This is a genomic window from Sphingomonas sp. Leaf5 (genome assembly GCF_001421155.1).
Lineage (GTDB): Bacteria > Pseudomonadota > Alphaproteobacteria > Sphingomonadales > Sphingomonadaceae > Sphingomonas.
In genome coordinates this window covers 67,286-80,632 of the sequence record NZ_LMJZ01000020.1, presented here as the reverse complement: position 1 = coordinate 80,632, position 13,347 = coordinate 67,286, and the positions used below count along the sequence as shown (strand labels likewise).

The window sequence follows — 13,347 nt, the reverse complement described above, 5'->3', positions numbered from 1 at the left end:
CGCCCCGGCCTGCCACCTTACGCGATTGGCGCGGTGGCATGGGTGGCGGCGGTCGGACCGGTCGTGGTCGTCGCGCCAAGGACGAACAGGCTCACCAGCAGCGCGGCGGCCATGCTGGCGACCGATTGCGAGAGCGAGAGGTTCGATTGGTTGCGCATGAGGAAAACTCCCTGAAGCCTTGTGTTCTGCGCCCTGTGTCGGGCTTGCTGACTACTCTGCAGGAGCCGTGCCAATTTCGAAAATGACGGATTTACGTCACTTTCCGGGGATTGGATGTCCTCTGGCATTTGGCCTCTTGCGAATTATTGGGAAAATACGCCACATGATCGGCATGGAGCGCGCAACCCAGGTCGTCGGCCAGTCCGGTCCGTTTTTAGATGCCCTCGAACGGGCCAGCCGGGCCGCGGCGCTCGATCGCCCGGTGCTGGTGATCGGCGAACGGGGGACCGGCAAGGAGTTGGTGGCCGAACGGCTCCACCGCCTGTCGGCGCGCTGGGATCAACCGCTGGTGGTGATGAACTGTGCCGCGCTGCCCGAAACGCTGATCGAGGCCGAATTGTTCGGGCACGAGGCGGGCGCGTTCACCGGCGCGACCAAGGCACGGACGGGGCGGTTCGAGGAAGCCGATGGCGGCACGTTGTTCCTCGACGAACTGGGCACGCTGTCGATGGGGGCGCAGGAACGGCTGTTGCGCGCGGTCGAATATGGCGAGGTAACCCGCATCGGATCGTCGCGGCCGATCCGGGTCGACGTCCGCATCGTCGCGGCGACCAACGAACATCTGCCCGACCGGGTCGAGTGCGGGACGTTCCGCGCCGATCTGCTCGACCGGTTGAGCTTCGAAGTGGTGACACTGCCGCCGCTGCGCGCACGGCCGGGGGACATCATGGTGCTCGCCGATTTCTTCGGGCGTCGCATGGCGGCGGAGATCGGGCGCGACGAATGGGTCGGGTTCGGCCCCAACGCCGTCGACCAGCTGATGGAGCATCGCTGGCCGGGCAATGTCCGCGAGCTGCGCAATGCGGTCGAACGCTCGGTCTATCGCTGGGAACGGCCGGGGGCGATCGATCTGATCGAGGTCGATCCGTTCGCCTCACCCTTCCGCCCGCGAGGCGGTGCCACCGCAGCTGCCGGTGCTGCCGCTCCGGTAGCGGGTGCGCCGGTGGCCGAACCGGCTGCTCCGGACGATTGCGGCGAGGATTTCAAGACGCGGGTCAACCGGTTCGAACGGCAGCTGTTGACGCGGGCGATGGCGGAGGCGCGCTATAACCAGCGCAACTGCGCCGATGCGATCGGGCTGACCTATGACCAGTTGCGCCACGCGCTGAAGCGGCACGGCATGCTCGGGCAGGGCGGCTGACCCCTTTTCGCCACCGCCCGGCCCGCCTATGGGTTCGCCGGCGTAACGATCGGAGCCAAGCGGCGCGTACGGCGTTCGGTCGCACGAGTTCTTTGTTACCCAAGGAGGATTGCCATGGCGTTCGAACTTCCGCCGCTGCCCTATGCCTATGATGCGCTGGAGCCGACCATCGACAAGGAAACGATGACGCTGCACCACGACAAGCATCATCAGGCCTATACCGACAAGCTGAACGAAGCCGTGTCGGAAGATGCGAGCCTCGAAGGCAAGTCGATCGAAGAGCTGCTGGCCAATATCGGCAGCGGTTCGGCCAAGTTGCGCAACAATGGCGGCGGCTTCTGGAATCACACCTTTTTCTGGGAAACGATGAAGGGCGGCGGTTCGCAGCCGTCGGGCGCGCTGAAGGATGCGATCGACGACCAGTTTGGCGGGCTGGATGCGCTCAAGGAGCAGTTCAACACGGCGGGCGCGAACCAGTTCGGGTCGGGCTGGGCGTGGCTGATCGTCGGTCAGGACGGCAAGCTGGCCATCACCTCGACCCCGAACCAGGACAACCCGCTGATGGACGTTGCCCCGGTCAAGGGCACGCCGATCCTCGGCAACGATGTGTGGGAACACGCCTATTACATCACGTACCGCAATGCGCGTCCGGCGTATCTGAAGGCGTGGTGGGACGTGGTCGACTGGGACAAGGTCGGCCAGCGTTACGACGCAGCGGTGAAGTAAGCCGCAAAGCCCTCTCCCCTTCAGGGGAGAGGGTTGGGAGAGGGGGCTGTCCGCGAGGGCAGCCCCCTTTTTCATGCGCACGACGCCCGCGACTCCCCCTCTCCCCGGCCCTCTCCCCTGAAGGGGAGAGGGAGATTCAGTCCGCCGGGGGCAGCGGTGCGTCCTTTTCCATTTGCAGGCCGTTGCGCAACAGCATCGGAATATTCGCCAGCGCGAACAGCAGCGTCAGCGGGACCGCGCCCCACAGCTTGAACCCGACCCAGAAATCCCAGGTCGAATGCCGCCAGACGACCTCGTTCAGCACCGCCATGAACGCGAAGAACGCCGCCCAGTTGATCGTCAGCTTGCGCCAGCCAAGCGCACTCAGCCCCGGATAGGCGGTTTCCAGCAATTGTTGCAGCAACGGCCGCCCGGTGACGAGGCCAAACGTCAGGATCGCCGAGAACATCGCATAGACGATCGTCGGCTTCATCTTGATGAAGGTATCGTCGCGGAAATACAGCGTCAGCGCGCCGAACACGACGACCAGCCCCGCTGACAGCCACAGCATCGGCGAGATATGGCCGGTCTTCCATTTCGACACGATGATCGCGATCACGCTGGCGATCATGAACGCGGCGCTGGCGATGATGACCTGCGCCAGCGAATCGATCATGTCGGGAAGGCCGATCTTGCCCGCCAGCAGATTGGCGACGAAGAACACCACCAGCGGCCCGTAATCGAGCGCCATGCGGAACAGCGGCGAGGTGGGCTTGCGATTGACGGTCATTTGCGCACCCGTTCGACACCGGCGATGATCCGGGAAACTTCGTTGGCGTCGAACCCGCGCAGGTCGTCGGCGGTCTCGCCGACTCCGATTGCATGGATCGGCAGCCCGAACCGTTCCGCCGCCGCGACCAGCACGCCGCCGCGCGCGGTGCCGTCCAGCTTGGTCATGACGAGACCGGTGACGCCCGCCATCTCCTTGAACACGTCGATCTGGTTCAGCGCATTCTGACCCGTCGTCGCGTCGAGCACGAGGACGACGTCGTGCGGGGCTGCCGGGTTCAGGCGGCCGAGGACGCGGCGGACCTTGGCAAGTTCGTCCATCAGTTCGCGCTTGTTTTGCAGACGGCCGGCGGTGTCGACGATCAGCACGTCGATGCCGGTCGCCGTCGCCTGCTTGACCGCTTCATAAACGATGCCTGCCGCGTCGCCGCCCTCGGCCCCGCTGACGATCGGCACACCGATCCGCTCGGCCCAGGTCCTGAGCTGACCGATGGCGGCAGCGCGAAACGTGTCGCCCGCCGCCAGCATCACGCCGTAATCCTGCTCGACCAGTGTCTTGGCGAGCTTGGCGATGGTGGTGGTCTTGCCCGATCCGTTGACGCCGATGACCAGAATGACCTGCGGTCGTGGAAAGGCTTCGATTTCCAGTGGCTTGGCAACCGGTGTTAAGACCTTTTCGATCTCCTCGGCGACGACCAGCCGGATGCCGAGTTCCTCCATGTTGCGCTCATATTGCCCTTCGGCGAGGCGCTGGCGGACTCGCGCGGCAGTGGCGGGGCCGAGGTCGGAGGCGATCAGCGCTTCCTCGATATCGTCGAGTTGCGCGTCGTCGAGCCGCGCGGCGGACAGGCCGACTAGATTGCCGGTCAACCGGTCGGAGGTCTTCTTGAGGCCGCCGAGCAGGCGTTCGTGCCACGAAAGGCTCATAGGGGCATTCCGATCAACTGATTGCCTTCGATATGGATCAGCCGCGCGGTCACGATCGCACCGGGCGGGCAGGGGGGAAGCGAAACATCGGCGAAACCGGGGCTGTGCCCGCGCGTGCCGGGGCGTTCGACGAGGATGTCGGCGGTGGTACCGACCTGCCGTTGCAGCCAGTCGCGGTGGCGGCGTTCGGCGGCGGCGCGTAACGCCTGCGCGCGCGCCTTGCCGATCGGCGGCGGCACCTGCGGCATTCGAGCCGCCGGGGTACGCGCGCGCGGGCTGTAGGGAAAGACATGGGCGTGGACGATATCGCAATCGTCGATCAGCGAGAGCGTGTTCGCCGCCATCGCATCGTCCTCGGTCGGGAAGCCGGCGATGAGATCGGCACCGATCGCGATTTCTCCGCGCGCCGTCTTCAATCGATCGACCAGCGCGACCGCATCGGCGCGGCTGTGGCGGCGGCGCATCCGCTTGAGGATCATGTCGTCGCCGGCTTGAAACGATAGATGGGCGTGCGGCATGACGCGTGGCTCTTGCGTCAACAATTCGAACAGCTTGGGATCGAACACTGCCGGATCGAGTGAGGATAGCCGCAGCCGTCGCAAGCCGCTGCGGGCAAGGATCGCCTCGACCAGATCGCCCAGTTTCGGGGTATCGGACAGGTCGTCGCCATAGCTCGACACGTCGACACCGGTCAGCACGATTTCGGCATGACCAGCCAAAACGAGGCCGGCGACCTGCGCCACTACGTCATCGATCGTCGCCGATCGCGAGGGGCCACGACCGGCTGGGATCGCGCAGAAGGTGCAGCGGTGGTCGCACCCGTTCTGCACCTCGACAAAGGCGCGGGTCTGCCCTTCGAACCCGCCGGCCAGTTGCGGCGCGGTGTCGAGGACACGGGCGATGTCGCGGACCACGACCGGATCGGTGGAGCCCCACGCTGCCGGGTTCAGCTTGTCCGAATTGCCGATGACCCGGTCGACTTCGGGCATCGCCGCGAAACTTGCCGGATCGATCTGCGCCGCGCAGCCGGTGACGATCAATGCCCCCGTCGGCCGGTCGCGGCGGGCGCGGCGGATCGCGCGGCGGGTGGCGGCTACCGCGTCGTTGGTGACCGCACAGCTATTGACCACGGTCACGTCGCGGTCGACCAGCAACCCGCGGATCGCATCGCTTTCGGCGATGTTCAGCCGGCAGCCGAGCGTGATGATGTTGGGACCAGCGGAGGATGGCATGGGCGGTGATCTAGGGACAGGGACACGCGAAGTCCACGCGAACGCGCGGCGCGTGCTCGACTTCTGGTTCGACGAGGTCGGGCCGGACCGGCATTTCGCCAAGGATGCGGCGCTGGACGCGACGATCGCCGACCGGTTCGGCGGCTTGCGCGACTCGGTGCTGGCGAGCGAGGCCGCCGAGTGGCGGGCGGACGCGCATCCTCTATTGGCGGCGGTAATCCTGCTCGACCAGTTTTCGCGCAACCTCCATCGCGGTACCGCCGATGCGTTCGCCGCCGACCCGCTGGCGCTCGAACTGGCACTGATCGGGATTGCGCGCGGCGACGATAGGGAATTTCCGCCGCTCGAACGCTCGTTTCTCTACATGCCGCTGATGCACTGCGAGGACGCCGGGGTGGCGCGATTCTCGCTGCGCTGTTTCGAATCGCTCGGCAATCCGCTGAACCTGCAATTCGCGCGCGATCATGCGGCGGTCCTCGCGCAATATGGTCGGTATCCGTCGCGCAACGCCGCGCTCGGCCGGGAATCGACCGAGGCGGAGCGCGCTTATCTCACCCGGCCCGACGCCGGTTGGTGACGTCGGTCGTGTCGGCGTCGGCCGATCCGCCGCTATGCAGCAGCCCGCGCGCGGCTAGCATCCGCCGCGTGTCGGCCACGGTCAGCGGCCGGCTATATGCCCAGCCCTGCGCCTTCGCGCACCCCAGCGCGGCCAGTCGCTCCGCGATCGCGTCGGTTTCGACGCCCTCGGCGGTGATCGGCAGGTTCAGGCTTTCGCCAAGGCCGATGATCGCGTGGACGATCGCCGCCGAATCGGCATTGTCGAGCAGCGACAGGACGAAGCTCTTGTCGATCTTGATCCGGTCGAACGGCAGTGCCCGCAGATGCGCTAGGCTCGAATAGCCGGTACCGAAATCGTCGAGCGACAGGCGCACGCCCTGATTCTTGAGCGATCCGACGATCGACTGCGCCAGCGGCAGATTGTCGAACAACGCGCTTTCGGTGATCTCGATCTCCAGCCGGTTGGGCGCGAAACCGCATTCGACGGTCGTCTTGATGATCTTCTGCGCCAGCCATGCGTCGCGCAGCTGCCATGGCGAGATGTTGACCGACAGGGTGATGCCCGGATCCCAGTCGCGCGCGGCGGCGAATGCCTGTCGCATGATCGACAGCGACAGATCACCGATCAGCCCGGCTTCCTCCGCCACCGGAATGAAGCGATCGGGCGGAATCGGCCCCTGCGTCGGATGCGTCCAGCGTGCCAGCACCTCGAACCCGCACAACCGGCCGGTCGCCAGATCGACCTGTGGTTCGAAATACGGGACGACCTGTCCGGCGGGGATGGCGAGGCGAAGGCCACTTTCAATGTCGTTGCGGTCGATCAACGCATGTTCCATCGCCCGGTCGAACCAGGTGAAGTCGCCGCGACCCGATTTCTTCGCCGAATACATCGCGATATCGGCAGAGCGCAGCAGCGTGTCGATGCCGCCGCCATCGAAGTCCGACCGGGCGATGCCGATCGAACAGCTCAGATGGATGCGCAGGTCGTCGACGAAGATCGGTTGCGACAGCGCGGTGGTGACGCGGTTGGCGATGCGTTCGACGACCGAGGGATCGCGTGCGTCGAACACGAAGGCGCAGGCAAAGGCGTCGCCCCCGAATCGGGCGGTCAGTGCCGCGGGCGGCATCGCGCCGGCGATTTCCAGCGCGACGTTGCGCAGCACGCTGTCGCCCGCGGCATGGCCGTGCATGTCGTTGACCATCTTGAAATGGTCGAGATCGACGATCAGCAGCGCCACGGCCTGATCGCGCTTCGTCGCCGACCGCAGCAGCGCGGCACCGGCTTCGCTAAGGCTGCGGCGGTTGAGGAAGCCGGTCAGCGGGTCGCGCGACGCCAGCATCCGCGCGCGCTCCTCGGCGGCGGAACGGCCGTGCATCTCGACCCGGACGGCGCGGTGGCGTCGCCAGCCGAAGATGACCAGCGCGGCGTTGATCAGCAATGCCGTCACCAGCGGCTGCGCGACCGGCTCACCGCCGTAGAACCGATGGTCGAGCAGCCCCGATATGACCGCGAAGCTAAGGCCCACGAACAGCAGGATGGCGGAGGCGCAGATCGCCAGCGTCCAGCGTTCGCCGCGTTCCCGCGGTTCCGCCAGGGCGGGGCCAATGCCCTCGGTTCCTTTTTGACGATCCCATTCCATCAGCATCGCTTATCAGGATGATCGGTATAGAAGCGGTTAAAGCCGACCGAATGTCCGCCCCCGAAGCGCCGCCGATCGCCACGACTTGCGCCCAACCGAGTTTCGGGGTACGGGCGCAGATCGTTTCCGCCAAGGAGACGTTCAGCATTGCCGCCCACGGGCGACGCCGGCCGACGAGGTTTCGTCCGCCGGCGTGTTTTGCTTGAGCGTTTTTCAGGTGGCAAGGCTGGAGTGGTAGCGTGTTCGAGAGTCTGAGTGACCGGCTGGGAGGGGTGTTCGATCGTTTGCGCGGTCGCGGCGCGCTGACCGAAGCCGACGTTCGCACCGCGATGCGCGAAGTCCGCGTCGCCCTGCTCGAAGCGGACGTGGCGCTGCCGGTCGCCCGCGATTTCGTCGAGAAGGCGACCGAGGCCGCCGTCGGGCAGAATGTCCTGCGGTCGATCACGCCGGGGCAGCAGGTCGTCAAGATCGTGCACGACGCGCTGATCGACATGCTGGGGTCGGACACCGCCGAACTCGACGTCGCGGTCACCCCGCCGGCGGTCGTGATGCTGGTCGGCCTGCAGGGGTCGGGCAAGACCACCACGACGGCCAAGCTCGCCAAGCTGCTCGCCAAGCGCGAGGGCAAGAAAGTGATGATGGCGTCGCTCGACGTCAATCGTCCGGCGGCGCAGGAACAGCTGGCGGTCCTCGGCACGCAGGTCGAGGTCGCGACGCTGCCGATCGTGCAGGGGCAGCAGCCGGTCGATATCGCGCGGCGCGCGCTGCAATCGGCAAAGCTGCAGGGCTATGACGTCGTCATGCTCGATACGGCGGGCCGCCTGCACGTCGATCAGGCGCTGATGGACGAGATGAAGGCCGTGGCGGACATCGCCCGGCCGAACGAAATCCTGCTCGTCGTCGACTCGCTGACTGGTCAGGATGCGGTCAACGTCGCGCAGAACTTTTCCGAACAGGTGCCGCTGACCGGCGTCATCCTGACGCGGATGGACGGCGATGCGCGCGGTGGCGCCGCACTGTCGATGCGTGCCGTCACCGGCAAGCCGATCAAATTTGCGGGTACGGGCGAAAAGCTCGACGCGATCGAGCCGTTCCACCCCAAGCGCGTCGCCGGCCGCATCCTCGGCATGGGCGACGTCGTCTCGCTGGTCGAAAAGGCCGCGCAGTCGATCGAGGCCGAAGACGCCGAGCGCATGGCCGGTCGCCTTGCCAAGGGTCAGTTCGACATGAACGATCTGCGCGGACAGTTGGCGCAGATGCGGCGCATGGGGGGGCTGGGCGCGCTGGCCGGCATGATCCCGGGCATGAAGAAGGCGCAGGCGGCGATGGCGTCCGGCGCGGTCGATGAAAAGATCCTGCTGCGCATGGACGCGATGATCACGTCGATGACCGTCAAGGAACGCGCCAGGCCCGAACTGATCAATGCCAAGCGCAAGATCCGCATCGCCAAGGGGTCGGGCACCACGGTGCAGGACATCAACAAGCTGCTGAAGATGCATCAGGAAATGCAGTCAGCCATGAAGAAGCTCAAGAAGATGGGCGGAATCAAGGGCATGATGTCGATGCTGGGCAAGGGCGGCATGGGCGGCCTCGGCAATGCGCTGGGCGGCCCCGGCCTTGGCGACCTGATGAGCAAGGCGGGTGGCGAAATGCCGGGCCTGCCGGGGCTTGGCGGCGGCATGGGCGGGAAGGGCGGCGGCATGCCGCAACTGCCCCCCGGCTTCGAAAACCTTATCAAGAAGAAGTAATCGCCGGTCGGAACCGGCTTACACGAACCAACGAAGGAAGAAGAATAATGGCAATCAGCATCCGTCTGTCGCGTGGTGGCTCGAAGAAGCGTCCGTATTACCGCATCGTCGTCGCCGATGCGCGCAGCCCGCGCGACGGCCGCTTCATCGAGAAGATCGGCACCTACAACCCGCTGCTGGGCAAGGAAGACGAGAAGCGCGTCGTGCTCGACGCCGAGCGTGCGACCCATTGGCTGAGCGTCGGCGCGCAGCCGACCGACCGCGTCGCCCGTTTCCTCGACAAGGCCGGCGTGAAGGAACGCGCTGCCCGCAACAACCCGAGCAAGGGCAAGCCGGGCGAGAAGGCCGTCGAGCGCGCCGAGGAACGTGCCGAAAAGGCGAAGGCCGCTGAAGAAGCCGCCGCCGCACCGGCCGAAACCGCCGAAGCGTGACCTATCGTGCCGGTGCGTCTTACGGGACGTGCCGGCACCCTTTGATCGGCGTCATCCGTTCCGGGTCGACCCGACCAGGAGCATGACCGATGATCGATCCCGAACAGCAGCCGCACCATGACGAAGACGCCATCAACCTCGGCCAATCGGCGGAAGAACCTGCCGAAGGCCGCGACGACGCCCCCGCCGGCTGCGAAGGCTCGCCCGACGCCTGAGCCGGCGGACCGTAACCGTGTCGTGCTGGCGGCGATCGCCGGCGCGCACGGGCTGAATGGCGAGGTGCGGCTGAAGCTGTTCACCGACGATCTGTCGGCCTATCCGGCGCTGAACGGCGGCGCACTGACCCTCGTGTCGGTGCGTCCCGCCACCAACGGCGTGATCGGCAAATTCCGTGAAATCCCCGACCGGACCAAGGCCGAGGCGATGCGCGGTACCGAGTTATGGATCGGCCGCGACCAGCTGCCTCCGCTGGGCGAGGGCGAATATTATCATGCCGACCTGCTGGGATTGCCGGTAGTGTCGAGCGAGGGCGAAGCCTTGGGACAGGTCGTCGCGATCGACGATTTCGGTGCCGGGGACGTGATCGAAATCGAACGGCCCGATGGCAAGCGCTTCATGGTGCCGATGCAGCCGCACGCGGTACCCGAATGGAATGGTGACCGGATGGTCGTCGACGCGCTGTTCGCCGCCGACTGACCGTTCAGCGAAAGGCTGCGGCCGTAAACGCCTGCCGCACCGTGTCGGGCGCGTTGTTCAGCCGTCGCTCCAGCCGCGCCAGCAACGCATCGCTATCGGCGTTGCCCCGTTCGGCACGCTCCATGCTCCAATAACCGAATTCGCGTGCCTCGACCGGGCGATCGGACAGGATCGTCAGCGAATCGTGCCGGGAATCCTTGGCGATCCGGGCATAGGTCGACGCGACGCTGCTCTCCGGCCCTTCGATGACTTGCAGGAAGATGCCGTCCTTGTACCACAACAGACCAGTGATGCCGTCGACCGCGTTGTTGTGCCGAGAATGCTGGACGATCTGATCGACATCCACGCCCGGCACGCACCGGCTGGTGTAGAAGATCTGGCGAAACGGAGAGAGAGTCACCCCCGCCAAATATGATCGTTACGGGGGGCAATCAAGTCCCGGAGCGGTGGCTTACCGCCTCGGATCGGGAATGGTCGGTGGCGGGCCGACCTCGGCATCGGGATCGATAAGCTTCGTGACCAGCCGCCCGACCAGCGTCACCGGATCGCGCCCGCCGCCATAGCCATAGGCTTCGGCCTCCGCCTTGCCGCAGCGACGCTGACCGCGAAAGATTCCGCATCCGGACAGGAACGGGTCCTGCGTCGACGCCCGTGCCGGGTCGCCCGCCACCGCGCCTTCCTCAGCGGGCGATTTGGCGCGGGGCAGGGGCAGGCGATATCGGGCATTGCGGTCCGGATCGCCGCAGACGACGACCTCGTTGTCGCGCGCCGCGGTGCAGTTCCGGCGGGCTTCGCGTTCGGCGGCGGCGGCCAGGATGCGGTCGACCGATTGCCCCGCGACACCGGCGGGCAGGGCGAAGAGCAGGAACAGACCGACGGACATGACGCGGCGGTAGCATGACGCCCCGCCCGGCCCAAGGCTCACCGGCGAAGCGGCTGCCGTTCGCTCAGGAGATTGCGGATCGTCGTCGCCGCAACCCCCGCCTCGCCCATGGCATGGCTGATCTGGTCGAGGCCCTTCACCACGTCACCGGCGGCGAACAGGCCGGGAATGGACGTCCGCTGATGATCGTCGACCTCTAGGCAGCCATCCTCCGTCGCCTTGGCACCGGCGGCGACCGCCAGTTCGGAACGGATGCGCGAACCGAGCGCCGGATAGACGCTGTCGAACGCCATCTCCCCCTCGGCCGTCTCGACCACGAACCGGTCGCCGTCGATGCGGTAGCGCCCGCACGGCCCGTCGACCCGGCGGACCCCCGCATCGTCCAGCGCAGCGCGACAGGCATCGTCGAGATGATGATCGCTGTCCGGCGCGATCAGCGTCACGTCGGCGCTGTAGCCGCGAAGGAACAGCGCCTCGCGCATGCCATGGCCGCTGGTGCCGATCACGCCGATCCGCCGGTCGGTCACCTCATAGCCGTCGCAGATCGGGCAATAGCGCAACAGGCCCCGCGCGAGCGCGGCGTCATGCACGTCGTCGTCCAGCCCCCGTGGGCGATGATTGACCACCCCGGTCGCCAGCAGCACGCTGCGCGCCGCGACCACGCCATCGGCGGTGGTGACGCGGAAATCGTCGCCGTCGCGCTCGATGGCGGTCACGGCGGCGGGCGTGCAGGTCGCGCCAAAGGTCCGTGCCTGTTCGTGCATCCGGGCCAGCAAGTCCTTGCCAGCGATCCCGCCGGGAAAGCCGGCATGGTTGTGGGTCCGGGGGATCATCGCCGCCCGGCTCGACCCGCAATCGAACATCCGGATCCGCAGATGGAAGCGGGCGAGATAGATGGCGGCGGTCAGTCCGGCAGGGCCGGCGCCGACGATCACGCAATCGACGATCTCGGGATCGGGGGTAGGGGCAGTCGCCGGCATGGGGCGCAAATGAAGCGGATGGGGTTTCGTTCCCCGCGACTTGCGGGCACAGGCTGTGCCCATGACCTTTGCCGCGACCGTGCTGACCCTCTATCCCGAAATGTTTCCGGGGCCGCTCGGCTTGTCGCTGGCCGGGCGGGCATTGCGCGAGGAACGCTGGTCGCTGGACGCGGTGCAGATTCGCGACTTCGCGACCGACCGGCATCGCTCGGTGGACGATACGCCGGCGGGGGGCGGGGCGGGGATGGTGCTGCGCGCCGATGTGCTGGCCGCCGCGCTGGACAGCGTGACCGACGGCCGCCCGATCCTCGCCATGACGCCACGCGGCCGCCCCCTGACCCAGCGGCGGGTGCGCGCGCTGGCGGCGGGGCCGGGCGCGATCGTGCTGTGCGGCCGGTTCGAGGGCTTCGACGAACGCCTGTTCGAGGCGCGCGCGATCGAGCCCGTCGCGATCGGTGACTATGTGTTGTCGGGCGGCGAAATGGGGGCGCTGGTGCTGCTCGACGCTTGCGTTCGGCTGCTTCCCGGCGTAATGGGCGCGGCTTCGAGTGGTATCGAGGAGAGCTTCGAAAGCGGCCTTCTCGAATATCCTCAATATACCCGGCCCTATGAATGGGAAGGGCGCGTGATCCCCGAAGTGTTGCGATCGGGGGATCATGCGCGGATCGCCGCGTGGCGCAAGTCACGGTCGGAATCCGATACACGGCTATGGCGGCCGGACCTGTGGGAGCGTCACGTCGACGCTCGGGTTCAGTCGCCCTCTGGCGCGCACAAGCAAGACGAAGGTCACAAGACATGAACCTCCTCCAGACGCTCGAAGCGGAACAGATCGCCAAGTTCCTCGAATCGAAGTCGATCCCCGATTTCCGTGCCGGTGACACCCTCAAGGTCGGTGTGAAGGTCGTCGAAGGCGAGCGGACCCGCGTGCAGAATTACGAAGGCGTGTGCATCGCCCGGTCGAACGCCGGCATGGGTTCGTCGTTCACCGTCCGCAAGATGAGCTTCGGCGAAGGCGTGGAGCGCGTTTTCCCGCTCTATTCGCCGAACATCGATTCGATCGACGTCGTCCGTCGCGGCGTCGTGCGGCGCGCGAAGCTCTATTATCTGCGCGGTCGTACCGGCAAGTCGGCGCGTATCGCCGAACGCCGCGATCCGCGTCCGGTCAAGGCGACTGCGGCCGAGTAATTGGCTGCGCGCATTGCGCTACGGAAAGGGCGCGGTGGCCAATGGCTGCCGCGCCCTTTTTGTGGGCGGTGCGGTCTGACATTCACAGTTTGCCGCTTGGGACATGCCGTTTCGGGAAAATGAAACGGGAACGGATTTTGGGAACGCGATCGACGCGATGTTCCGTAAGCCCGAAAATTCCGGTGGATTCCCGTTGCTGGTTCCCAGATGGGA

Annotated in this window: 17 protein-coding genes; 9 read left to right on the top strand and 8 right to left on the bottom strand. The window is 66.4% G+C overall.

Annotated elements, in window-relative coordinates:
• Positions 1 to 17: 17 nt before the first annotated feature.
• Entirely contained in the window at positions 18 to 158 is a 141-nt protein-coding gene (locus ASE50_RS18810; protein WP_156347458.1) for a hypothetical protein, read from the bottom strand.
• Between the two features lie 173 nt (positions 159 to 331).
• On the opposite strand from ASE50_RS18810, the gene pspF reads away from it, so the two are divergent.
• Together pspF and ASE50_RS12830 are read left to right on the top strand one after the other, a co-directional pair.
• Positions 332 to 1,360 (top strand): phage shock protein operon transcriptional activator, encoded by a 1,029-nt coding sequence (pspF, locus tag ASE50_RS12835; RefSeq protein WP_056401424.1) that lies wholly within the window; start codon positions 332 to 334, stop codon positions 1,358 to 1,360.
• Positions 1,361 to 1,474: 114 nt separating this feature from the next.
• Entirely contained in the window at positions 1,475 to 2,086 is a 612-nt protein-coding gene (locus ASE50_RS12830) for a superoxide dismutase (RefSeq protein WP_056401046.1), read from the top strand.
• 136 nt (positions 2,087 to 2,222) lie between these two features.
• On the opposite strand, the gene ASE50_RS12825 is transcribed toward ASE50_RS12830, so the two are convergent.
• Genes ASE50_RS12825 through mtaB form a run of 3 tightly spaced genes read right to left on the bottom strand, consistent with a single transcriptional unit; the run spans position 2,223 to position 5,013 of the window.
• A complete protein-coding gene (locus tag ASE50_RS12825; RefSeq protein ID WP_082439007.1) occupies positions 2,223 to 2,855 on the bottom strand; it encodes a septation protein A in 633 nt (210 codons plus the stop codon).
• A complete protein-coding gene (gene ftsY, locus ASE50_RS12820; RefSeq protein ID WP_056401043.1) occupies positions 2,852 to 3,781 on the bottom strand; it encodes a signal recognition particle-docking protein FtsY in 930 nt (309 codons plus the stop codon). The genes ASE50_RS12825 and ftsY overlap by 4 nt, the downstream gene beginning before the upstream one ends.
• Positions 3,778 to 5,013 carry a tRNA (N(6)-L-threonylcarbamoyladenosine(37)-C(2))-methylthiotransferase MtaB gene (gene mtaB, locus ASE50_RS12815; protein WP_056401039.1) on the bottom strand — a complete coding sequence of 412 codons (1,236 nt, stop codon included), beginning with the start codon at positions 5,011 to 5,013 and terminating at the stop codon, positions 3,778 to 3,780. Before mtaB ends, ftsY begins: the two co-directional genes overlap by 4 nt.
• A gap of 52 nt (positions 5,014 to 5,065) precedes the next feature.
• Between mtaB and ASE50_RS12810 the strand changes: the two genes are divergently transcribed.
• A complete protein-coding gene (locus ASE50_RS12810) occupies positions 5,066 to 5,590 on the top strand; it encodes a DUF924 family protein (RefSeq protein ID WP_321163378.1) in 525 nt (174 codons plus the stop codon).
• Here ASE50_RS12810 and ASE50_RS12805 read toward each other — a convergent pair.
• The gene (locus ASE50_RS12805; protein WP_056401418.1) at positions 5,565 to 7,211 is read right to left on the bottom strand and encodes a putative bifunctional diguanylate cyclase/phosphodiesterase; all 1,647 of its coding nucleotides are present in this window, start codon (positions 7,209 to 7,211) and stop codon (positions 5,565 to 5,567) included. The two genes, ASE50_RS12810 and ASE50_RS12805, sit on opposite strands and share 26 nt — an antisense overlap.
• 239 nt (positions 7,212 to 7,450) lie before the next feature.
• Here ASE50_RS12805 and ffh point away from each other — a divergent pair, with 239 nt between their 5' ends.
• The 4 genes from ffh (at position 7,451) to rimM (ending at position 10,086) form a co-directional block, all read left to right on the top strand.
• Positions 7,451 to 8,959, top strand: coding sequence for a signal recognition particle protein (ffh, locus tag ASE50_RS12800; RefSeq protein WP_056401033.1), 1,509 nt, complete (start codon positions 7,451 to 7,453; stop codon positions 8,957 to 8,959).
• A 47-nt stretch (positions 8,960 to 9,006) separates the two neighbouring features.
• The gene (rpsP, locus tag ASE50_RS12795; RefSeq protein WP_055994826.1) at positions 9,007 to 9,390 is read left to right on the top strand and encodes a 30S ribosomal protein S16; all 384 of its coding nucleotides are present in this window, start codon (positions 9,007 to 9,009) and stop codon (positions 9,388 to 9,390) included.
• Positions 9,391 to 9,479: 89 nt separating this feature from the next.
• A complete protein-coding gene (locus tag ASE50_RS19635; RefSeq protein WP_268794935.1) occupies positions 9,480 to 9,605 on the top strand; it encodes a hypothetical protein in 126 nt (41 codons plus the stop codon).
• Positions 9,606 to 9,627: 22 nt separating this feature from the next.
• On the top strand, positions 9,628 to 10,086 hold the full coding sequence (gene rimM / locus ASE50_RS12790; RefSeq protein ID WP_056401030.1) for a ribosome maturation factor RimM: 459 nt from the start codon (positions 9,628 to 9,630) through the stop codon (positions 10,084 to 10,086).
• Between the two features lie 4 nt (positions 10,087 to 10,090).
• Here the strand turns inward: rimM and ASE50_RS12785 are convergent, their stop codons facing one another.
• From ASE50_RS12785 to ASE50_RS12775, 3 genes are read right to left on the bottom strand one after another with little or no spacing between them, the layout of a single operon-like run.
• A complete protein-coding gene (locus ASE50_RS12785) occupies positions 10,091 to 10,486 on the bottom strand; it encodes a BLUF domain-containing protein (RefSeq protein ID WP_162236191.1) in 396 nt (131 codons plus the stop codon).
• Positions 10,487 to 10,537: 51 nt separating this feature from the next.
• Entirely contained in the window at positions 10,538 to 10,969 is a 432-nt protein-coding gene (locus tag ASE50_RS12780; protein ID WP_056401027.1) for a hypothetical protein, read from the bottom strand.
• A gap of 38 nt (positions 10,970 to 11,007) precedes the next feature.
• Positions 11,008 to 11,949, bottom strand: coding sequence for an NAD(P)/FAD-dependent oxidoreductase (locus ASE50_RS12775; protein ID WP_056401024.1), 942 nt, complete (start codon positions 11,947 to 11,949; stop codon positions 11,008 to 11,010).
• A gap of 61 nt (positions 11,950 to 12,010) precedes the next feature.
• On the opposite strand from ASE50_RS12775, the gene trmD reads away from it, so the two are divergent.
• Both trmD and rplS read left to right on the top strand, forming a co-directional pair.
• The gene (gene trmD / locus ASE50_RS12770) at positions 12,011 to 12,748 is read left to right on the top strand and encodes a tRNA (guanosine(37)-N1)-methyltransferase TrmD (protein WP_056401021.1); all 738 of its coding nucleotides are present in this window, start codon (positions 12,011 to 12,013) and stop codon (positions 12,746 to 12,748) included.
• Positions 12,745 to 13,134 (top strand): 50S ribosomal protein L19, encoded by a 390-nt coding sequence (gene rplS / locus ASE50_RS12765; protein ID WP_055994811.1) that lies wholly within the window; start codon positions 12,745 to 12,747, stop codon positions 13,132 to 13,134. Before trmD ends, rplS begins: the two co-directional genes overlap by 4 nt.
• Positions 13,135 to 13,347: the final 213 nt, after the last annotated feature.